Source organism: Kordia sp., assembly GCF_965283645.1.
Lineage (GTDB): Bacteria > Bacteroidota > Bacteroidia > Flavobacteriales > Flavobacteriaceae > Kordia.
This window is the reverse complement of the sequence record NZ_CBDIPG010000001.1, coordinates 717,954-740,765: the sequence shown is the minus strand read 5'-3', so window position 1 is coordinate 740,765 and position 22,812 is coordinate 717,954. Positions and strand designations below refer to the sequence as shown.

The following is a 22,812-nucleotide window of genomic DNA, read 5'->3' as shown; positions in this document are numbered from 1 at the left end:
AAGATGCATACGGTTCATAACATACTATTTGAAGTAGCTGTAAATCATGAGGAACAAGACATTTCTTGGGAGCAATACTATGTGAATTTTTTTCAAGATCGATTGCTTCCCAAAGTAGAAAAACTCTGTAATACATGGGATGAGAAACATCCTAATAAAAAATGTAGCATAGATGAAATTGACATAAATGTTGAAATTGATCATATAAATCTTGACGAATTACAAGAAAAAATAATCACTAAAATCAACGATCAACTTCATAGCCTAAATGAACATGGTACGACGAAAAATGGAAGTGTGCGTGCAACAATCACTTCCGTAGCGTCTCCATTTGATGCACTGGTTTTATACCTCAAAAATGGAATCTTGCCAGCACATATCTCTGTAAAAAATTTCAAAGAATGGTTGGGTACTATTGTACAATTTACAGCTTCAGAAAAAACAACGTTAACAGCACTTTTTTCATCAAATTCGGAAACAATAGAACGAATGGTATCGCTATTGCGAAATGACTTTGAAAAATTTGCTGCAATCCTTGAAACAAATCAGAAAATCACGAAACAATACATCAAACTTGAAGAAAATTTCTTTAAAAAATTTGTACAAGCAATCTGTGGAAAATCACAGCTAATATATCAGGAAGCGCAAGCTAACATTTGGTTCAAAACCTTAGGACTTAGTAGTTCGTTAGCGCAATTTTCAAAAACATTCATCCAACTATTTACTCCAAAAGCACTTGCGGAACAAAAACGCTTAGTCAATGTAAACGAACACAATCTTTCGGTTGCAATACTACAAACCATTATTCAATACGATTTGCAAAAACCGTTAAACATAGCCATCAATAACATCTTTGAAATAAGAACGATCACAAAAGATGTTCAGAATGAGGTTGATAAAAGCACAAATACACAACAAAAAACAACTACAAAAACAGGTGAAGATGCTGCTAAACAAAACATTACAAAAGATACCGTACAAAACAAAACACAGGCTATTGATGCTGTAATTGAGGTTTCTTCGCAACAAAAAAGTGAGCAAACTACAACTGAAAATCATCAAAATAAGCTTCAGGAAGAAGATGAGGTAACCAAATTGACAGATCAAAATAACATAGAAACGCAAACCTCAAAAGAAAACGATCAAACTAAAACATCTACAAAAAATACAACAAATCAAGCAGCAGTTATTGATCAAGAAACGAGTAATACCAATCAATCAGAAAGAAAAAAAGTTCAAGAAAATACTGTTGAAACTACTACAGATACAAATTCACAAGAAAAACAAGAGTCACATCCAGCTACAGCACAACAAAACGTACCAAAAACAAATCAAGAAAGCACTATCGAAGTAGACAATAGAATCTTTGAAAAACTATCTAAACTCAACTCGCCAGTACGCGAAATTCCGCTAACAACCGAAAAAGCAGGATTAATTCTATTAAATCCATTTCTCGTAAGATTCTTTACTGGCGCAAAACTTGTCAATGCTGACAACAAAATAACAGCCGTTGGAAAAGCGGCTATGTTACTACATTTTCTAGCGACTGGAACAGAAGAAGCAACTGATGTAGAGCTTACTCTTGAAAAAATATTTTTAGGAATTCCGTTGGATACCATCATCAACTACCAAACGCCACTAACAGACGAAGATAAAGCGTTGTGCAATGAGTTATTACAAGCTGTCATACAACATTGGTCAGTATTAAAAAATAGTTCAGAAAACACATTACGTGACATGTTCATAAAACGAGAAGGGCAAATAACGTTCAAAAAAGATAGTATAACTCTAGTTGTAGAACGTTTAGCCCAAGACATACTCTTAGACAAAGTACCATGGAGCATCGGGTTATTTCAACTAAAATGGATGGACAAAAGGATGCATATTGAATGGTAAAAAACTTCAAAAATCACTCTAACATACTATGATAACAGCGCGCACTCAACAAAATACTTCTGAAAAATCGAAAGCAAACAGCTCTCGGTCAAGTATGTTTATTGCGCCAACGCAACTGAAAAAGAACAATGAAAATTCAGCCGAAAATAAAGAAGTTGACTTATTCATAACACCAACAAGACAGCAAAGTGCTAAAGAAACTACAACAACTGAAAATACGGCTATAGCCGAAAATGTATCTCAAACAGTATCAACAAGGTCAACAACTACTGAAAACTTAGAAGAAAAGAAAGAAGAAAAAGTTGAAACACAAGCACAAGAAACAAAGAAAGAAGAGGCTCAAAAGTCACCAATAGTTGCTAAAGAAACGTCAACAACTGATGTAACCGCAACAGCTGAAGCAAAAGTAGCTGGAGAAACAAAAACAACCCCAAAAGGAAAAACCAAAGGTACTAGCGGCGGCGGAAAAGCCTATAATATCCCTGATGCTTCCAAAGTTGGTGTAGTAGAAAAAGAAATTGTAAAAGAAGAAGATGCACCATTGGCATTGCCAACAGAAAACAGTAAAGTATATGCTGACGGATTGGCAAGTCAAACACCAACAAACTTCATCAGAGGTGTAAAAGAATCAAATACTGCTGTAGCGGAAGTACAAGCAAACGAACAAAAAACACTAAGAGAATCACTTCCTGAAATAGAACAACCTACGGGAATTCCGACAAAAACAGCTGTTCAAAAACAAAAAGCAAAAGCACCTTCAGATAAAGCTGGCGAACAAATAAAAGGCGACAAATCAATCTTGCCAGACTTAAGTCCGAAAGGAAAAAAAGAAGGCGCACAAATACCTACAAAAAGCGTACAACCGCCAAGTTCTGTACTAGCACGAATTCGTAGTTTCTTTGGTTTTGGAAAAAGTGGAAGTGAAGAAGATCGTAAATCACAAATAAAAAGTGGGATTAGGAAGTTACCAACATCTGAAAGTGTAACAACAAGTCCAGGAACTAAACCAAAAGTTGATCTAACAGGACAAGCAGATCCAAACAAAAACAAACAAAACTTAGACGAATCTACACAAACAACAAACAAAGAGCAAGCTAAAAACTTAGCAGAAAGCAAGCTATACAAAGGCGAAGATGACATCTATCCTGAAATGGAATTAGAAATGATGTCACCTACGGTAGAACTATCAGCTCCACCAGAAACAACCGCACTTTCTGAAGAAATACCAACAGTTTCAGCAGAAATTAAAAGTAGTTTTGATACGCAAGCAAAAGGTTATATTGACAAAGAATTAGCACCTGACATGCAAAAGCAAAATGAAGAATATGCTAAAATGCAAGCCGATCAGGAAAAAGAACATAAAAAATCTGAAGATGCTATAGATACTGAAACACAACGTGTAAAAAAAGAACAAGAACAAGCACAAAATACTGCAAAATCTGAAGTTGAAGCACAACGAGGTGAATGGCAAAAAGAAAATGAAAACGTCAAAAAAGAATACGGCGAAAAATCTGATGCTGAAAAGAAAAAAATTGATGGACAAATAGACGAAAAAGTCAAAGATGCAGATACAAAAATTACCAAAGAATATAGTACAGCTAAGAAAGAAGCAGACAAAGAAGTAGCGAAAACAGACAGAGAAGCAGCGCGTAAAAAAGCACAAGCCAAAAAAGACTCGGAAAAGAAAAGTTGGTGGGACAGAGCTATTGATGCCGTAAGCAGTTTCTTTGATGCGCTAAAAGCTGGATTGAACAAGCTCTTTGATGGACTTCGTAAACTTGTAAAAGGACTCATTGAAGCCGCTAAAAAGTTTGCAAACAAATTAATTGATCTTGCCAGAGATGCCATAGTTGGAATGATTAAAGTATTTGGTGAAGCCCTAAAAGCATTGGTGAATGTAGCATTAGCGGCATTCCCGAAACTCCGCGATAAGTTCAATGCGGCAATTGACAAAGCAGTAAACCTTGCCGTAGAAGCTGTAAATGTCTTAGCAGAAGGGCTCAAAAAAGCGGTAAACGCTTTACTTGATTTGTTAGGTGCGGCATTAGATGCAATATTGGCATTATACCAAGCATTCTATAATTTACTGCTTGACGCAATGAAATTCTTAACAACTGGTCTCATAAAAATCATACGTTTTCTATGGAATCTTCAATTAGGAGCGTTGTATGCACCAGGTCAATTCTTTGGAGCATTAGCAGAAGTTGCTTTAGGCGGAAATCCGGCAGAACCATTAAAAGACTTTGAAGTTCCAATTGGGCAAGAAGACAATTGGACGGCGGCTATGGGGAAAAAAGCAGGAGGACAAACAACAGATGCCACAAGTACAACAACAGCAATACCTGATCATTTACAATCCGTGCTGACAAAATCAAAACTAGGTGATAATGATGTCACACTCGAACCATATCCAGCAGTTACACTTGATCCAGAATTAATAGCAGATTTGCCACAAATGCAAGAAGGTGTTCCTTTAGAGCTTGGAGGTGCTGGCGCAGATGCAATAACTACAGAACAATTTCAAGCATCAGCGGCAGATGCGGCAGGATATGCGCTTCCACCACAAGTAGAACAATCTGTTGATGAACGTACAGGAACAGCAAGCGAATCAATGGAGGAAGCAGCAGAAAAGCCAAATCCAGATTGGATAACGATGTCTAATTCTGAAAAACTTGATCATTACAACAATAAAATGTTGGTAGAATCGGAAAACGTTGGAAATACAGATCCGCAACCAGGAAAAGTTGCTTCAACACCAAATATGGATAACAGTCCGGCTGTATTAATAACAAAAACGGGACGTTTAGACGTTGCAACACGTTTGGCGTTTATGGGACGTCAAATGATGACAGGATTGCAAGTATTCTGGAATAAAAATAAAGTCTGGATTATTGCGGCGTTAGTTACCGCCTTAATTGCGGCAGGATTAATAGCCTTTTTTACAGGTGGAGCAGGATTAGTTGCTGCTGTAGATATTATTGTAAAAGCAATGATAATCATTTTCGGAGCATATGCAGTATATCAAGCAATGGGGCACATTTGGGATTACGTTAAAAAAGCCTGGGCAGGTGATGCCGTTGGAGCTGGAAAATCATTAGCGTTAGCAATGGCTGTTATAGTAATGGAATTCTTATTAGATAAAATTCTATTAGGAATGGGGAAAGTATTCAAACGCATTGTAGCCGCCGCTAAAACAACTAGAATAGGTCAAAAACTCGTAAAAGGAGCAAACTTCATACGTAAAGGCACAACACGTGTTGGTAACATAGTAAGAAAAGGAGCTGCAAAAATAAAAGGAACACGCTTAGTTGTATACATGCGTGGAGTAGTAGGAAAGGGAACTAAAAAATTAAGTAACTTACGTCAGAAAATATTAGATAAATTTAAATTTAGAAGAATTTGGCTTGAAAAAAGTGGTCGTTGGTTAGAGCTTTGGGGAGAATTTAATGCGAAAGTAATCTTAGTAAAAGAACGCACGGATGAACATGGAAATACAACGGTTTCGCATGCAGATGTAGGCACTGGAAGCCCTACAGGAATAAAGCCTAGAAATTCAACTACTGGTGACAGAACAATTATAGGAAATAGACCAAAAGGAACTAGAAAACAAGTAGTTGTAAGTGATAGTTATGATGAATTCTTGAAAAAATTAAAGATTGATGATCCACCTGCGTACAAGTTAGAAATTGAAAAATTAAATGATGCACTAAAAACTAATAAAACTAAAGCGGAATTAGCAGATATTGTAAAATCAAGACGATCAGCTACGAGTGTACATTCTAAAAAACTAGGTGATAATATGGTAGCAGGTGGAAAAACCAGACCGCCCAACACAGCCGCACATCACATGGTAGCAAGTACTGATCCAAGAGCCGCATTGTCAAGATCAATATTAAAATCTGAGGGAATAGACTTTAATGATGCCATTAATGGAGTATTTCTTAAAACGAGTAAAAAACATGCAGCACCACCAGCAATACCACATTCTGTTGTTCATACAGGGCCATATTTTGCAGAAGTTGAAAGAAGATTATTAGCGGCTCAAGCTAAAGGACCTGGAAATTTACCAGCGGCATTACGTAAAATAGAGGCAGATTTGTTATCAGGAACATTTAAATACAAATAATAAAATAATATGAAAATATACAAAATAGATATTGATCAGAATGAAACGCGTTTAGTTTTACCTGACATTGAAGGATTAGAAATATTAAAATATAAAATATTTGATGGAAAAAAGAAAGCTGATTTTTGGAAAGATAGTATTTGGTATATATTCAATCCTACTTTAACTGCTACAAATTTCCTTTCGTTTGGAACAACTAGTGCGCTTGTCTTTGATCAGAAAGTGTATGATAGTGAATTGTATGATATACTTGAACGAGCTGGAGAAATTCTACCAATTACTATTAAAAAAGAAAATTACTACGTTTTAAATATAACTGAGATAATTAATGTATTGGATGAAGAGAAAACAACTTGGGAATTATTAGAAGATAATACCAAAGGAGATATTACGGAGTATAGTTTTTTGAAAAATAGATTTACCAATTCATCATTATTCAAAATTCCAGAAACATACACAACAGAGATTTTTGTTCACAGTGATACAAAAGTTTTTGAAGAAGAATTTTATACGCTATACAAAAAGTTGAACTTTACTGGTTTGATTTTCAATAAAGTATATTCAGAATAATAATAGCCAACTACCATGAAAACAACAGAACTCATATTACTCATTTGCGGAGGAACACTATTTTTATGTTCGCTCGCTTTTATGTTTCTACTATTTAAAAAAGATAAACCTATGACAAAAATGATTTGGTTTATGATTCTGTCATTCATCATGATGGGCTTTTCGGTAATATCGGAAGCAAATGTTGCAGGGTTGTTTGAATACAAAAAAGAAGAAGTCCTAGCCGATGTAGAATCACTTACGGATGCATTGGCAAAATGTCCTGAAAATGAAGAAATTAAACAGCAACTCACTAAAAAAGTAAATCTTATAGTTAAAGAAGAAGCAAAAGAAAATGATGTTTCTACAAAACCTGAAGACGTTAAAAAAATAGGGAAAGCGTATTTAGCATTGGGAAATGATCAAAAAACGATTTCTTATTCAGAAAAAATATTAGCAAAAGACACAACAAATCAAGTTGCAAAAGACCTAAAAAAGTTTGCACAAACACATCAATACTTAAGGCAAAAGCCTGAAAGCATAGAAGACAAAAGAACTTTAGCGCGTAAAATTGCAATCAATATTAAAGAATTACAAGCATCTGCTACGATTCAAGAAGATCAATTGGTACAATTAAAAGATATGTACCGAAAAATGGCGACAGAAATAAGAAAACCAATACCTCAATAATACCTATATGTAGTTAGAAAAACCAAAAAAACTATTTTGTATATTTATTTCTTACAAAATGAATCAACCAAGTTTTATGAAAAAAGTAATCAAATGCCTTAAAAATTTCCCCACATGTCTTATCAAAGGAATTTATAAGTTTTTCGCTTCGTTCAATAAGTTTAGGCGTGCTTCTTTCTTAAGTCTTATCATATTAGCCGTTATATTTTTATTGGTACTTGCGTTAGATCAAGCGTACACACTTTTAATTGATATGATTGAACGCGGACCATTTTCGCTCATACTTTGTTATGTAATCATTTCAGTATTCGCATTAGTCATTTCGCACTATCCAATCTACATTTACTACGCCAAAGATATCAACGATAGCAAAGATGAAAATTATTGGTATATCCACAGGTGGTTAGGCGTTTACAATATATTTGTCTACAAAACCAAGCCTTTAAAACTAAATCCAAACAAGAAAGAATATGAACCAGATTATATGGCAAAATACTTACGGTATACACTTGGCTTGTTCATTTTTTGTATTTGGCATTATTACATTCACGAAACGTACAAACCAAAACTTTTATATGCTGAATTTAGTAGAGAAGTTATCGGTGGTCTAAAAATTCTATGTTACATCGTTCCATTTATAGTAATGGGAATTATGCTAGAAAAAAAGCGAGTTATTGACAAAGAAAACAAAGCTTATAAAAAAGAAAACAAAACTACAGATTCAACAGACGCTTATAAAAAATTTAACAAACGAGGAGAGATTTTCTTTTTATCAATTCTTACGGTGTCAATATTATTATTAGTTGGAATTTCAATTTTTGGAGGATTTAACTGTACAACTTACTTTTTATTACAACTATTAACATTCTTTTTATCAATAACGTATATCTACTTTCGGTTGTTCAGATCAAAAATATACGATTCAAGCGCCGCACCAATTATCAGACTCATCAGTATAGATTTTAACTATATTCTATTCTTCTTTATCATTGCAGTAGCAATGTTTCTACTCTTAGTTCAAAGTAATTTAGCGGTTGCTTTTGGTTGGAAATACTTTATAAATGCAATGCCTATATTGTTGGCATACATTTATTTAGCTTATTACACATTGGCGTGTATTTTAAAATATTTATTTGTAATGCAAGCCATCAAACGACAATCGGATGCGTTTAAGGATGGAAAAATAAACGGTAAAGAATACTATGACACACTCGGATATTCAAGTGATAATGTTTCAAAAATTATATCGCTAGAAAAACAAGGAGGCGTTGTCCGAAGAAGTAAAAAAGTAGTTGCGTATGGTATTAGTTTGTTGATCGTATTTATATCATTAACCTTACTATTTAAAGAACGAAAAGTACATCAATTAGATACGGATGCTACACATATAGTTCGAAAAGATTCACTCAAAATTGAAACCTACAAAGCTGTGCTAAAAACCAAAGTACAAAACAACAAGCCATTATTCTTTGTGGCTTCTCATGGAGGTGCATTAAAAGCGAACATTTGGACAATGAAAGTGTTGAATGAAATACAGGAAAAAACAGGTGGAAAGTTTTTACAACAAACAGCTTCTTTTTCAGGTGCTTCAGGTGGTATGATGGGACTTTCCATGTATTCAGTACTTGCTGGAAAACATCAAAATGAATACGATGCAATTACAAACAAAATTGATAAAGTAGCATTGACAGACTTTGCTTCAATGGATATCTCATACACGCTTGGTTGGGATTTTGTTAGAAAAGTATTTCCATTAAACGCATATGCCGCTCCACACAAAGACAGAGCGTATTATTCAATGGTTGCATATCAAAATATTTTAGAAGGAAAAGAGAGTAGATTGCTCGATAATAATTCGTTTTTATCCTATTGGAAACAAAATATATACGACTCCAACACATACTTTCCAGTTTTGTTAGTAAATACAGCTAAAACAAACGGACGACGCGGTGTATTTTGTTCTGTTTGGTATAATGATGAAGATCTATTTTTAAACGCAGATAACTTATCACAATTAGCCAATGGAGAAGCTGTTTCATTCTATCAAGGAGTTTCGTGTACCAATAGATTTCCAGGATTTAGTCCTGCAGCAAAAATTAAAAATTACGGACATTATATTGATGCTGGAGCTATTGATAATAGTGGTTTGCTCACAAGTTTAGATTGGTATGATAATCTAAAAAGAGGTAAAGATCCTATCATTATGCCAGAAACGAATGTTGTATTTGTCGAAATTATTAATGGACTCAGTAATTATGTAAAACATTTGCTGGAAGAATTTAAACAACAACATCCAGCAATAGCATTTATTAAGTTTGATGAAAAAGAACAAGGAAACTTATCCGCAGTTATTAGTGCTGGCGCCAACCTAGACAAAAATCCTGACTACTTTAGTGATTTAATAAAGCGATTGCAAAAGCGTGGTAGAAAACCTGAAAGTCAACTAAAAGACTCAATAGATAGTGTCATCAATTCAAAAAAATACAAAGTAACGCACATTCCAATCTATCTTCCAAGAATCATAAGTATTGAAAATGTAGAAACATTTATTGGAGGTAAAATTGAAGATGCAACATTACGAGACTTGCTAAAAGACTTCTTAAATAAGGAAAATAAAAAAATATACAAATACTCGGAAACCAATGAAAATAACTGTTCTTGGGAAACGTATGAGCCAACATTGGCAAGACATTTAAGTAAAAGTACACTTTTATACTATGAAAGAGTATTGGAAAGTGATCACGGTATCAAAAGGAATATTGACAGCATACAAAAGCATCTTTCAATAGTAAATACTACTAATTTACAATAGAATAGGTGTTTTTCCCGTAGTATATGTTATGGATTCTTCCGTACTTTAAATCTTTAAAATCCCAAAGAATACATAACCTCCAACACCACGATTAAAATTCTTGTACATATCATGAAAATTGAAATCATTAATTATATAAAAGAAGCGGTACGGTATAGACTTGTACAAGCTTCAGGAAGTGACGAAGAAGTTAATTTTCCTGAGTTTGATTTTGCTAAAGATAATTCAGAATTCTCAAAATTTGTCATAGAAAATAAATTACAAATTTTTGAAATACTCATCCTATTACTCTCCATATTACCACATGTTTCTCCAGGTTTTTTAACCAATATACTCTCTGAATACTTTCCAAATGGAAGCGATTTCCCAGAGTTTGGAGGTGTCAAAGGAACCAACTATCGCGGAATCATTCCAACGGGAGAAACTGCACTTTATATAGTTGCAGACGATAATTTTATGGCCAGAAACTTTGCCATAAAAGCATTTGATGAAAGTCATATATTTCATAAAAAATCAATACTATCTTTAGGAAGTGCGCCAGAAGGTGAACCCAAAATCAGTGGAAAGTTATTGCTTGATAATGAATACATTGAATTGTTTGTGTACGGATCAATCTCAAAACCAAAACTAAGTCAAGATTTCCCAGCAGAATTGCTTGAAACAAGCATGGAATGGGGCGATTTAGTCTTGCAAAAAAAAACACTTAATGAAGTCAATAATGTATTGGTTTGGATGGAACACAACAATACATTACTAACCGACTTCAACATGGAAGGCAAAATAAATCCAGGGTATAAAGTTATGTTTTTTGGTGCGCCAGGAGTTGGAAAAACCTTAACGGCTAGTTTAATGGGAAAACACACCAAGAAAGATGTGTACAGAATTGACTTATCATTAGTAATTTCTAAATACATTGGAGAAACTGAAAAAAATCTATCGCAACTCTTTAACAAAGCCAAAAATAAAGATTGGATTCTCTTTTTTGATGAAGCTGATGCCATCTTCGGAAAACGTACAGGCGTTCGTGATGCGCATGACAAATATGCCAATCAGGAAGTTTCATTCTTACTACAACGAATAGAATCACATTCAGGTTTGGTCATTCTAGCTTCCAATTACAGAAGTAATATAGACAAAGCTTTTACACGTAGATTTCAATCGATTATCGAATTTGAAAATCCAGGTGTTGATGAACGTCGTGAACTTTGGGGAAAATATATTCCAAAAGCATTTATGTCAAAAGCACTCGATTTACATCGAATTGCAGAAGAATATGAAGTTACAGGAGCTAGCATTGTAAACATTGTTCAATATGCTTGCTTAACGGCATTAGCAAATAAAGAAGATACACTATCAAACGCAACTTTAATTCAAGCGATACAACGTGAATTTATAAAAGAAGGTAGAATGGTGTAATTAAAATAGCTACAAAGAAGCATCATCTTCTTTTCTGACCAAACGCGTGCCTGAAAGTAAATCGTGTAAACCTTCATGATTTCCAAAAAGATACGAAAATGCATCAATAGGAACAATGCGTAAAAACGAACGCATAAAAATTCGAATCACATTTGCTTTTGAGCCATCTTTCATCACAACTTTAGTATGTGTTACAATCTTGCCAAGCGTTTGTCCCGTAAGCGATTCTAAAATGAAATAATAGACAAACGCCACAAACCAAATCAATAACTTTTCTGAACCTGTAAGTGAACCGAATATAATAGTTAAGACGATTGTAATCATAACAACTACAACAATATCAATTAAATAATTCGCCAAACGTATCGATTTATCTACTCTTTTCATCTTTTAAAAATGAAGAAATAAAATTGCAAATACAAATTTATTTTGATGTGCATTTCACATAAGAGATCAATTCTATAACTACAAAATTTTATAAAATCGCTTGTGTCACTTCGAGCACAGTCGAGAAGCTTTAAAACTAATAACTTTCAATATCTACAAGGGTTTGAAGCATAATTTATTCTATATCAAACAAAAATATCACATAAATAGGTGAGACAAATATACCGTATACGTGTGTTTTATAGCACGTGTATCTGACCTAGTTTTGGAGTGTACAAAAATAATGATCATTACTACAGGTGGAATCTGAAAAACCTTAATAGAGTAAGAGTAAAAGATTATAACCAAAACAATTATGTCAACAATTACAGCAGTAAAAAGTAACGAAGTATACGAAGGATTCGATGTACAATCAGTTAGAAAATGCACTCCTAAAGTAGCAGGATTTAGAGTTTGTGCCGAATTAACAGCAAACGGAAATGGTTCAGTACAAATAAGATTGATTGCAGAAACACCTTTTGGAAACTATTCAAAAACGTTTTCATTCAGTGCAGATGCTGATTTTGAATTCAAACCAATTTCTAGAGTATCGATTAAAGTATCCATTAGAAATTTTAAAGTGACAAAACAAGTTATTAGTTTCAACTTGAAATTAGAAGGTTGCATTAATTTGCCTTGGCCAGTTGGGAAAAAATGTGTGAGTAAATCATTTTCAGTTTCATTGCCAATGCCAGTTTTAGCTGCAAAAAGTACGGAAGAATTATCATCAGGTGATCTCGCATTACTACTATTAGCTGCTCAGAATGATGAATGTAATTGTTCATAATTCAAAACAGTCATAGGGAATGGCGCAATCCGAAAAGCCATTAATAGAGTAGGAGAAATAGTTAAAACCAATACTATTATGTCAACATTTAATTTGAAAACAGCGTTTACAGACGACCAGTTAAAAGTAATATATACTACTGGAACTAATATTATCGTTGCAAAACCAACAGGAGGAGAAAATCCAAATGTAGCTTGGCAGGTTTTTAAACCAATGCAAGCAAATACATTAACATGGAAAGAAGAGTATGGAATCTATGCTTCTACGAGTCAAATTGTAAATGGAGCTAAGCTTAGTCAACTATCACGAGTGCCCGTTGGAGCGATTCAAAATAAACTATATACGTTAGAAAGTAACGCTACAATTTCTGGACCCGCAAGTGGTGGAGCTCCTGATTCTTATGCATTAGAAAATAAATATGCAGAGAGACCATATATGACGGTTGGGTTATTCCAAGATGCAAATGTAAACGGAACAGAAATCGCAGGAAATGCAGTTTCGGCAGTTCCAGTATTATTAGCTAGTACCGCAATAATGACACCATTTACAACGGTTTACATTTGGTTACAATCACAGGTAACAAGTAATACTGTAATAACAACAGTAACTTCTCCAATGACTCAGCTAAGATTTGGTGGTGGAGTTGATACGATTTCTGTAAAATATGACTCTAGCACAGGAAGATTTATTCCAGCAGGTGAAAATGCAAGATCGTTGGATGCTTCATTAATTAGACATATAGATCCAAGTTTATAGGTCAGTTTAGTTTTTATAGGGCAATCTTCGGATTGCCCTATAATTTTAAACAATAAACAAAAGATGTATTTACATACGTACAAGAGTTTAATTTACTAACTTAAAACCATAAAAAAATACTAAAACTATTATGAAAAATAACAGATCAGTAGCATCAATTAAAGATTTTAAGATTCATATAACTCGAAGCCCAGGAGAAGTAGCTGAAGAAATATATGTTTATGTCACCATTTGGAGTCAACTATCGAATGTTGAAATAAAAGATTTTGCAACAGAAGATTTACAAAACCACAATACAGAAAAAGAGGCAGCAGGCGTTTTGAATTTGGATATTCATCTCGTAAGAAAAGAAAATTCAATCGTATTAGACAAACCAGTATTAATTTATAAAGTTTTTGAATTAAACAGAAGTGAATTAAATTTTAAGTTTAATGAAAAAAACGACTTTATATTCTTAACCAATATAATCTCTCAAGAAAAACCTACAGGCACAAAACGTACGGTAATTACATATGAAGATACAGATGTTATTGATGATACAAGAAAATAATTTAGAATGAAATGTGCTATACATCATAGAGTTATATTTTTTTTAAGTAGTATTCTGCTGTTTGCTATATGTTTTGTTGGTTGTATACAAGAAAAGGTTTCAACAACTACAAAACATGTACAACACATTGATAGCCTTAATACGCAAGCTTTTAGTGCGTTGCGAAAAAAAGCTTGGGAAAAAAGTTATATGCTTGCAATGAAAGCAGATTCCTTCGCAACGTTGCATACTTATACAAATGGTCAGGCAAGAAGTTTGCGAATTCAGGCACATTATTGGAATCATAAAAACAACTTAGATAGTGTATTTAATGTATTAAAACGATCGGAACACTTAGAAAAATTGAATACTAATTACAAAGGATTGCTGGCCGTATACAATACAAAAGCGTTGTTATTTAAAAAAAATGAATTCTATGATGAAGCATTGGAAAACTATAAAATTGCGCTCACCATTAAAGATAGTAGTATTACAAAACAACAACGAAGCAGCACACATGTAAACATTGCGAATGTGTATACCAGAAAAAACATTTATGATGCTGCAATACATCACTATCAAAAATCTTTATTACTTAACAAGCAAGAAATAGTAGGCAGACAAACAATTGCAACCTATGTAAATTTGGGAAATGTGTATAGCTTATCAAACAATTACAAACTTGCAGAATTTTACTATACCAAAGCGCTCGATCATTACAAAGAAACTGGAAACATTGCGCAAGAAGCAAAGTTATACAATAATTTAGGAGCATTATTTTATGAAAAATCTGATGATGAAAAATCGTTGAAATATTTCAAAAAAAGCATTGCACTGAAAGAAAAAATAGCAGATTCTTTTCAATTAGCAAACGGTTATTTAAACATAGCCGAATTGTACGTTGAAAAAAATACAGAATTGGCAATTAACTATTTAGACAAAGCATCACTTTTTTTCAATACCCAAAAAGACAGTTCATACATTGCAAAAATTCATATCTCTAAGGCAACCATATTTCAAAATAACAATCAAATTGGAAAAGCAAAACAAGAATTAGCAAAAGCGATTGCATTATCAAAAAAAGCGTCAAACCTTACTGTAGAAAGATATTTAGCCAAAAAGCAAAGTGAATTCGCATTAAGCGAAGGAAACTATAAAAAAGCATACGAATATCAACGAATGTATGAAGTATTAAATGATTCTGTGTTCAACGAACAAAAGCTTTGGGAAATGGCGGCATCAGAAAAAGAATATCTTTCGCAAGTAAAAAAAGTAGAAATTTCATTGCTTGAAAAAGAGCGTGCCTTGGCGGAAGAAATTGCTTCACGAAAACAAGCTGAAAATAAAAAGTTATACAGTTATTTGTTTGCTTTCGCGATTATACTCTGTTTGGTTGTCATCATTGCGATTTACTTTTACAAGCTGAAAAAAGTGGCGAATCAATTGGCGGATCAACAAGAAATATTGCTGAAACAAAAAATACAAAACTTAGTAGACAACCAAGAAATTGAGATCATAAACGCAACATTATCCGCAAGAGAAAAGGAAAAAGAAGCAATCTCAAAAGAATTGCACAACAACATTGGAAGTTTACTAACATCTGTAAAATTTCATTTTCAAGCATTTGATAAACAGTTGATTGAAACACATGATGGGACGAAGAAATTATACGAAAAAACCAATCACATTTTAGATAGCGTTACGGATGAAGTGCGAAACATTTCACATCGTTTTGACAAAGATCCGATTCCGAACTTCAACTTGGAAAATGCAATTACAAGTTTTTCTAAAAAAGTTGAAAACAAAAATCTAAAAGTGCAAACAATGATTCATGGTTTGGAAACATTTCAAAACTCACAAACAAGTATTTTTATCTTCCGAATCTTGCAAGAATTGGTCAACAACGTCCTAAAACATGCGGAAGCAAGTGAACTTAGTATTAACATTACGCGCAATTCAGATCACATAAACATGATGATTGAAGACAATGGAAAAGGATTTAATGTACAAAAGAACGAAAGCGGAATTGGATTAAAAAATCTTAAAAAACAACTAGCAACAATTGATGGTTCGTGCCATATAGATTCAAAAGAATCGCGCGGAACTATTGTAAATATTGACATTCCAATACATTAATCTATGAAATTACTCATTTGCGACGATCACAGTTTAGTTTCTGAAGGTATCGAATTGATGCTTCAAAATAGTTCAGAAACCTTTGAAATACATATAGTAACCTCTGGAAAAGATGCACTTCAATTTTTGCAATCAAACACCATTGAAGTTCTAATTTTAGACATTTCCATGCCCGAAATGGACGGTTTGGATGTTTTGGATGCCATAAATGAAAAAAAGTTCAATACCAATGTATTAATGCTGACCATGCACAATCAAATTGCATACATTAAAAAAGCAATGCAAAAAGGTGCAAAAGGCTATATTTTGAAAAATACGAGTAAAGAAATGCTCATTGAAGCTATTCATACCGTTGGAAAAGGGGAAACTTATGTCGATTCGCGTTTGACAAACATTCTGATAAACGATTTAACAGAAACACCAAAAACACAAAAAGTAGTAACTGTCAAGCTCACGCCACGCGAAATAGATGTGTTAAAACTCATTGCACAAAACAAAAAAACCAAAGAAATTGCTGAAATTCTTTTCATTTCTGTAAACACGGTTCAATCGCACAAAAAAAACCTATATAGTAAACTCAACATTCATTCCGTTTCCGAATTGGTCAACTATGCTATAAAGTATGGATTTGTGGAGTTGTAACTCGTTGAACGTTTGCAAATTCAATAAAAGTTCTTACATTTAAGTAATACCAATAGTAATTACTTAAAACCGTACCATTACCACATGTTAAAAGCTGTACACATACTTTGTCTATTATTTTTGACATGCACACTTTCGCATGCGCAAAATGCAACTACGAGTATTCAAAATCTTTCTACGAATGAACTCGTCATACGTATAAAAACGGTTTCGCCTAAAGAAGTAAATCTGTATATAACCACATTTTTAAAAAGTCAGGATAAAGATGAAAACTGGACAAAAAATGCGCTAGATGTTGCGTATCATTTCTACAAAAAAGAAAACTATGAACAAAGCATGCAGTTTGCCAATGTAGCTATCGAAAATAGTAAACGGCTAAAAGATGATTCATTGCTCTTGAAATGTTACTTGCGAAAAGGAAATATATACAATCAATTAGGAGAAAATGAAAATGCATTGGAATCGTATTACGCACTTTTTGATCTTTCAAGTAAAATTGAAAATGTAAACTATCAATTTTTGGCGAGCATGAATATTGCTGTCATTCATAGAATAATGCAACAATATGACAAAGCGTTAGAAAAATGTACTGAAGCCCTAAATAGTATTGAAAAGACAAACTATAAAGGCAAAAAAAATCATGTAAATTTATTGACAATCATAAGTGAAACGTACCTAAACATGGAACAGTTTGAAGCCGCGTTAACGTACATAAAAACCGGATTAGCAATAAGTGAAACGCTCAACTATGAACATGGAAAAGTAGATTTGCTCATTAAAAAAGGTATCATTTTTTATAAAAAAGAAGCCTATAATTTGGCACTTGAATATTTACACAAAGCTGATGAAATATTAAAAAATAACAGCTTACCAAACAGTTTCTATCAAAAAACATACACAAACTACTTTCTTGCGGCTTGTTTTTTCCAACAAGAAAACTATCAAAAAACGGTATCTCAATTACTAAAAACTATCGATCTTCTAAAAAAAGATCCAAAACGTGATGCGTATATTATTGACACGTATCTTTTATTGGCGAAAAGTTATAACAAACTAAAAAATACAGATCAAACATTATATTGGCATGAAGAATATCTAAAACTAAACACACTATTAGAAAAAGATAAAAGCAGTATTCGAACTAAAATCTACGAAAAAGAAACACAATATTTTAAAGATGAAATTGCATTGCTAAAACAGGAAAAACAACAAAGCAATACAATCAGTTGGTATGCTATTATTTGTGCGATATTCTTTATCATACTAGGAATTATAGCAGTTTTAAGAATGATTAGAAAGCAAAAATCAAGCAGAGCAATTGTGGACGACTTAACATCAACAATACATACGTTGGATGCTGAAAATAAAAACCTAGTCACACGAAAAAAAGCACAAAAACTATTTGACATTGAAGCTACTAAAGTAACGAGTATTCTCAAAAAAATTGAAAAATTAGAAGCTACAGAATATTTCTTAAAACTAGAATGTAGTTTAAGTGCGATGGCAAAAAAGTTAAAAACAAACAGAAGTTACTTATCACAAATAATTAAAACACACAAAAAGAAGAGTTTCAATGATTATATCAATGATCTACGAATTGAGTACACAATCCATCGATTGAATACAGATAAAAAATTCTGTTTATTCTCCATAACTTCCATTGCAAAAGAAGTTGGTTACAAAAGCGATTATTCGTTGGTCAAACACTTCAAAGAACGCACAGGTCAAAAACCTTCTATCTACATAAAAAACATCTTAGAAGTCAAGAGTTGATCTTTCATGTGTTTTAGTACCGCATTTTGTTCAAAATAGCGACATGTATTTTTTTAAAAACGCCCGTATGTACTACATTGAATACGACTTATTATGATATAATAAGAATCAAATTAGTATAACTTTTTAAAATCATGTACGATATGAAATCAAAAACACACACACAAATCGAATTAAAAAAACGAACTATTGCTACTGTAAAAACGACAATTCTTTCTAAAATCAAGGGCGGGCAATGTATCGTAGGAGATGACACAGAGCCTATTCACATTGACAGACCAAGTGATGCGGCGTATTGTAATCATTAATTTTTTATCGATTTAAAAACAATTAACAAGCATCCTTATTTTGTTCAAAATTAGGATGCTTTGCTTTTTTACACCTATTACAACTCCTAACTTTCAGATAAATTAATGCATTAACGAGTAAGGAGAAGCCGAAAACCTTTCAATAGAGTAGGCGTTAATTAGTAATACGATTATTATGAAAAAAGCAAAATTAAAAAGTTGCAGTTTAAAAAAAGAAACGATCAGCAACTTTAATCTTAGTAAAGTAAAAGGTGGAATTTCATACCAACCAGGTTGTGATATCAATACAACACCACCTGGCGTATGTCATTCATTTGGTCAACAATGTGATCAAACAATTGGATTTGCGTGTAACTCATTTATTTTACGTTGTCCATAATATTTTTAAAACTAGCTTGGGCTTTACTCAGGCTAGTTTTTTACTTATTTTAGGTTAAAATATAACGCTCATACAAAATATTCAACGCTTACAAAATCATACTAGGAAACTTGTACATAAAAAGATAGTTTTATGAAAAACTCATCTAAAAAATGCTCAAAAAAGTCTTTGGAAGCGCTGTATTTGGTATTGAAGCCACTACAATTACGGTAGAAGTAAATATTGCAAAAGGAATTGGTTATCATTTGGTCGGTTTGCCAGACAATGCAATCAAAGAAAGTAATTACCGCATTGCCGCCGCGTTGCAAAATAACGGGTATAAAATTCCAGGAAAGAAAATTACGATCAATATGGCACCTGCCGATTTGCGCAAAGAAGGAAGCGCATACGATTTAACACTTGCTTTAGGAATACTGTCTGCTTCCAATCAAATTGAATCTGAAAATATAGGCGAATATTTAATCATGGGCGAACTATCATTAGATGGAAGTTTACAACCAATTAGCGGCGTGTTACCAATTGCAATCAAAGCACGCGAAGAAGGTTTCAAAGGATTTATTCTACCGAAACAAAACGCCAAAGAAGCGGCAGTTGTCAATAACCTAGAAGTCTTTGGTGTAGAAAATATAAAACAAGTCATCAATTTCTTTGACAAAGGTGAAGTGTTAGAACAAACTATTATTGATACACGCGCAGAGTTCCTAAAAAACTTAGCATTTCCCGAATTTGATTTCTCAGATGTAAAAGGTCAGGAAAGTATCAAAAGATGCATGGAAATTGCCGCGGCTGGCGGACACAATATCATTCTAATTGGTCCACCTGGTTCGGGAAAAACCATGCTTGCCAAAAGATTACCCTTTGTTACCCATTTTTACCTCTAAGCCTAACGTCGCCTAAACCCAAGCACCACAAGTACCCAGCGCATATTGAAACCGTAGGGGACGAGTTGCGAAAAGAACGAATGGACAGAAATTTAAGCCAACATGCTGTTGCTGAACTGATGGGAGTAAACAAGAATTTTGTACATGAAATGGAACTTGGTAAGCACTCTAATACCATATATGCGCTTCATAACGTGTATGACTTTTTAGGATATATACCTACAACATTAAATATTGATGCTACTACGTTGAGTGGGAAGCTGTTTGCTCATAGAATTGTATATGGATTAACTTATACAAAACTCGCTCACAAAGTTGGGTTGGATAAGAGTACGTTGGCACGATTTGAGCGAGGTCAAGTTGCTAAAGAAGAAACGATTGAGAAAATAGAACAATACTTAAAAAAAATTGATAATGAAGAACTATGATAATGATCCACGGTTTTGGTTGTTTACTACCAGAGTTGGTAGAGTACTAATTGTGATTTTCTTATTTCTATGTATCTTACTAGCTTTGTTGGAGAATATTTGAAGTACTAACTAAGTATTATTTTCGTTTTTTATTATCTCTATATTTTTAATCAAAAATGAATAATGTACTTCATGTTCTATTAAAAAATCTTTGAGAGATTTTCTAATTAATTCCATATCCAAAAATTGCTCACTACTAAAATCATAAGCAAAATCTAATGGACTAAACTTAAATAACTTTTCTAAATGAACTTTATCACTGTTTAACTGATCTATATATTTGTTATTAATAAAATCTAAAATCTTTTTACGTTTTTTTCCATTAAAATAAAGGTGTGTTGTAGCAAAATCAATAACATCATGTTTTCCGTTTGCTTCTTCATCGAAACTAAAACATTTACTGAAATTATAATTTGTTATTGATTTAAGATAAATTGTTTGAATTAAACAGCCATACAAGATACCAGCCATAAAATGAACGGGGTTTTCAATATCACCTTTTTTTCTTGGTATATAATCTTTTGGCTTTTTAGGCTTTGTACCCCCTCCATAATCAATATAATTATTAAGTTTATATGGTTTAATCCATATATGCTCAGTTCCAAGACCTATATTGAAAAGTTTATAACTTAATTCAAAAGCAATAAAATGACCTATTTCATGAAAAAAAACTCTTGTTAGATTTTCCTTATTCATTTGTATTTTTTTAAGAAGTAATTAGTTTAATAAGATTAGTATAATTGTTGGCTATTTTCTTAAGTTCTAACCTATCAATAACAGTAATTCTTGCGGTATCTATACTTTCATAATTAATTTTTCCATTTGTAACAAGTACAATTTTGCCATTTGTAACTTGTCTATTGTAAAAATTAAGTCGATCAATTGTTTTTATGTCTATTCGCTTGGATTTAAATAATTTAAATTCAAAAAAGTATGTTTCGTCATTATAATTTGCTACCAAATCAAATTGAAAACTAGAAACCATAGCTTGTTCTTCAATAATATTAAAATCATTTCTCTTAAGTAAATGAATGAAATATTTAGAAAATGAGATTTCATTCATTTCATCAATATCACTAATGGTAATTTTGTTTTGATAATTCTTAATCCTATTAATATCAATAATGTTATTGAATTCTTGAATTTCAACAATTTCAATTATCAAAACCCCATCTTTAAAAAGATTATAATAATTACCATTAATTAAAGTATCTGAATCACTTTCATAATCTTTGAACTCTAAAAAGCCTGTATATGATAACAGCTCTTTATCTACACCAACAAAGAGAAATTTTTTATTTTCAATTTCGTAGAATGAACCAGTAAATTCCCTTTCTTTAAATCGGACTATTGGGTCATTTGTTCTTATTTCTTTGAAGATTTTGTTCTTTTCCGTTTGTTCATAAGGAGTAATTTTTCCTTCCAGTCTTTTTCTCATCTGAGAATAGTATCTGCTCAATCTACTATTCCCTAGAAAACTAAAAACAGAAGCATAATGACCAGCTCGTAAAATATGATTTTCCATTATTGGTGAAATATTACTTTGTTCAATAGGTGGATCAAGAAATCTATTTGTACTTATTGTTGCTTCATTAATGACTGTTAAAGATGCGATTTGAATATCACCAGCTTCTTTTGTCTTTTGATCTAAAGCATTGACTTCTTGCTGAATTGAAGTTTGCATACTAGTTGAGCCTTTGCATTCAACTACTAAAATTCTATTATCAGTCGTTTGACATTTCCAATCAGGTCTTCTTCCTGTTCCATAAATTCTTTGGATTGTTGAACGTTTAATCTTAAAAAGTTTCTCAGCAATTACAACCGAAATTCCTATTCCAAAATCCTCGGAGATTGAAGTAAGCGTTTCAGAACCATTAGCTGTCCTAATATCATTTACCCTAACTCTGAATTCATTAGTATTTCGGTAAATAGTTTCAATTAAATCAGATTTGTCACTAAATTTTAATCGATTGGAGGGTGCAAATCTCCTAGATTGAATTGTCCCAATATGATATATCAATTTGTATAAATTAAACGTAATATTTCTCGAAGTAGTAATTTGGTCAATAGTATCTAATTCAGTTAAAAGGTCTGGATCAATTTCAACTGAAATGGTTTTGTTTGAAAAACGAGAAGTGAAGTTTCTAATAAATGTCATATTGTTAATATACTATTAGGCAATCAAAATTCATTAACCTAAAGTAATGATTATATTGTAAATTTTTACTCTCAAGAA

Annotated in this window: 18 protein-coding genes and 1 pseudogene; 16 read left to right on the top strand and 3 right to left on the bottom strand. The window is 32.7% G+C overall.

What is annotated here, in order from left to right; translation table 11 throughout:
• Positions 1 to 3: 3 nt before the first annotated feature.
• From ACQ654_RS02985 to ACQ654_RS02960, 6 genes are all read left to right on the top strand, one after another.
• Entirely contained in the window at positions 4 to 1,896 is a 1,893-nt protein-coding gene (locus ACQ654_RS02985) for a contractile injection system tape measure protein (RefSeq protein ID WP_430408828.1), read from the top strand.
• Positions 1,897 to 1,924: 28 nt separating this feature from the next.
• Positions 1,925 to 6,022, top strand: a complete 4,098-nt coding sequence (locus ACQ654_RS02980; RefSeq protein WP_430408827.1) for an AHH domain-containing protein — start codon at positions 1,925 to 1,927, stop codon at positions 6,020 to 6,022.
• Between the two features lie 9 nt (positions 6,023 to 6,031).
• Positions 6,032 to 6,592 (top strand): hypothetical protein, encoded by a 561-nt coding sequence (locus ACQ654_RS02975; protein WP_430408826.1) that lies wholly within the window; start codon positions 6,032 to 6,034, stop codon positions 6,590 to 6,592.
• Between the two features lie 15 nt (positions 6,593 to 6,607).
• Positions 6,608 to 7,261, top strand: coding sequence for a hypothetical protein (locus ACQ654_RS02970; protein ID WP_430408825.1), 654 nt, complete (start codon positions 6,608 to 6,610; stop codon positions 7,259 to 7,261).
• A gap of 76 nt (positions 7,262 to 7,337) precedes the next feature.
• On the top strand, positions 7,338 to 10,073 hold the full coding sequence (locus ACQ654_RS02965; RefSeq protein ID WP_430408824.1) for a hypothetical protein: 2,736 nt from the start codon (positions 7,338 to 7,340) through the stop codon (positions 10,071 to 10,073).
• Positions 10,074 to 10,184: 111 nt separating this feature from the next.
• Positions 10,185 to 11,489, top strand: a complete 1,305-nt coding sequence (locus ACQ654_RS02960; RefSeq protein ID WP_430408823.1) for an ATP-binding protein — start codon at positions 10,185 to 10,187, stop codon at positions 11,487 to 11,489.
• Positions 11,490 to 11,498: 9 nt separating this feature from the next.
• On the opposite strand, the gene ACQ654_RS02955 is transcribed toward ACQ654_RS02960, so the two are convergent.
• Positions 11,499 to 11,876: an RDD family protein gene (locus ACQ654_RS02955; RefSeq protein WP_430408822.1), complete on the bottom strand. Its 378-nt coding sequence runs from the start codon at positions 11,874 to 11,876 to the stop codon at positions 11,499 to 11,501.
• A gap of 355 nt (positions 11,877 to 12,231) precedes the next feature.
• On the opposite strand from ACQ654_RS02955, the gene ACQ654_RS02950 reads away from it, so the two are divergent.
• The 10 genes and pseudogenes from ACQ654_RS02950 to ACQ654_RS02905 all read left to right on the top strand — a co-directional run bounded on the left by ACQ654_RS02950 (position 12,232) and on the right by ACQ654_RS02905 (position 20,534).
• Positions 12,232 to 12,702 (top strand): hypothetical protein, encoded by a 471-nt coding sequence (locus tag ACQ654_RS02950; RefSeq protein WP_430408821.1) that lies wholly within the window; start codon positions 12,232 to 12,234, stop codon positions 12,700 to 12,702.
• A 78-nt stretch (positions 12,703 to 12,780) separates the two neighbouring features.
• Positions 12,781 to 13,458: a hypothetical protein gene (locus ACQ654_RS02945; protein WP_430408820.1), complete on the top strand. Its 678-nt coding sequence runs from the start codon at positions 12,781 to 12,783 to the stop codon at positions 13,456 to 13,458.
• Between the two features lie 130 nt (positions 13,459 to 13,588).
• A complete protein-coding gene (locus tag ACQ654_RS02940) occupies positions 13,589 to 14,008 on the top strand; it encodes a hypothetical protein (RefSeq protein WP_430408819.1) in 420 nt (139 codons plus the stop codon).
• A gap of 6 nt (positions 14,009 to 14,014) precedes the next feature.
• Positions 14,015 to 16,123 (top strand): tetratricopeptide repeat protein, encoded by a 2,109-nt coding sequence (locus ACQ654_RS02935; RefSeq protein WP_430408818.1) that lies wholly within the window; start codon positions 14,015 to 14,017, stop codon positions 16,121 to 16,123.
• Between the two features lie 3 nt (positions 16,124 to 16,126).
• Positions 16,127 to 16,765 carry a response regulator gene (locus ACQ654_RS02930; protein ID WP_430408817.1) on the top strand — a complete coding sequence of 213 codons (639 nt, stop codon included), beginning with the start codon at positions 16,127 to 16,129 and terminating at the stop codon, positions 16,763 to 16,765.
• Positions 16,766 to 16,849: 84 nt separating this feature from the next.
• On the top strand, positions 16,850 to 18,538 hold the full coding sequence (locus ACQ654_RS02925; protein ID WP_430408816.1) for a helix-turn-helix domain-containing protein: 1,689 nt from the start codon (positions 16,850 to 16,852) through the stop codon (positions 18,536 to 18,538).
• A 143-nt stretch (positions 18,539 to 18,681) separates the two neighbouring features.
• Positions 18,682 to 18,846 carry a hypothetical protein gene (locus tag ACQ654_RS02920; RefSeq protein WP_430408815.1) on the top strand — a complete coding sequence of 55 codons (165 nt, stop codon included), beginning with the start codon at positions 18,682 to 18,684 and terminating at the stop codon, positions 18,844 to 18,846.
• A 175-nt stretch (positions 18,847 to 19,021) separates the two neighbouring features.
• A complete protein-coding gene (locus tag ACQ654_RS02915) occupies positions 19,022 to 19,225 on the top strand; it encodes a hypothetical protein (protein WP_430408814.1) in 204 nt (67 codons plus the stop codon).
• Positions 19,226 to 19,377: 152 nt separating this feature from the next.
• Positions 19,378 to 20,088: pseudogene (locus ACQ654_RS02910) on the top strand (magnesium chelatase domain-containing protein); the annotation flags it as partial.
• Positions 20,089 to 20,171: 83 nt separating this feature from the next.
• Entirely contained in the window at positions 20,172 to 20,534 is a 363-nt protein-coding gene (locus tag ACQ654_RS02905; protein ID WP_430408813.1) for a helix-turn-helix domain-containing protein, read from the top strand.
• Between the two features lie 111 nt (positions 20,535 to 20,645).
• Here ACQ654_RS02905 and ACQ654_RS02900 read toward each other — a convergent pair whose 3' ends face one another.
• Entirely contained in the window at positions 20,646 to 21,272 is a 627-nt protein-coding gene (locus ACQ654_RS02900; protein WP_430408812.1) for a hypothetical protein, read from the bottom strand.
• A gap of 10 nt (positions 21,273 to 21,282) precedes the next feature.
• Complete coding sequence (locus ACQ654_RS02895) at positions 21,283 to 22,734, bottom strand: hypothetical protein (RefSeq protein WP_430408811.1); 1,452 nt, start codon at positions 22,732 to 22,734, stop codon at positions 21,283 to 21,285.
• Between the last annotated feature and the right edge of the window lie 78 nt (positions 22,735 to 22,812).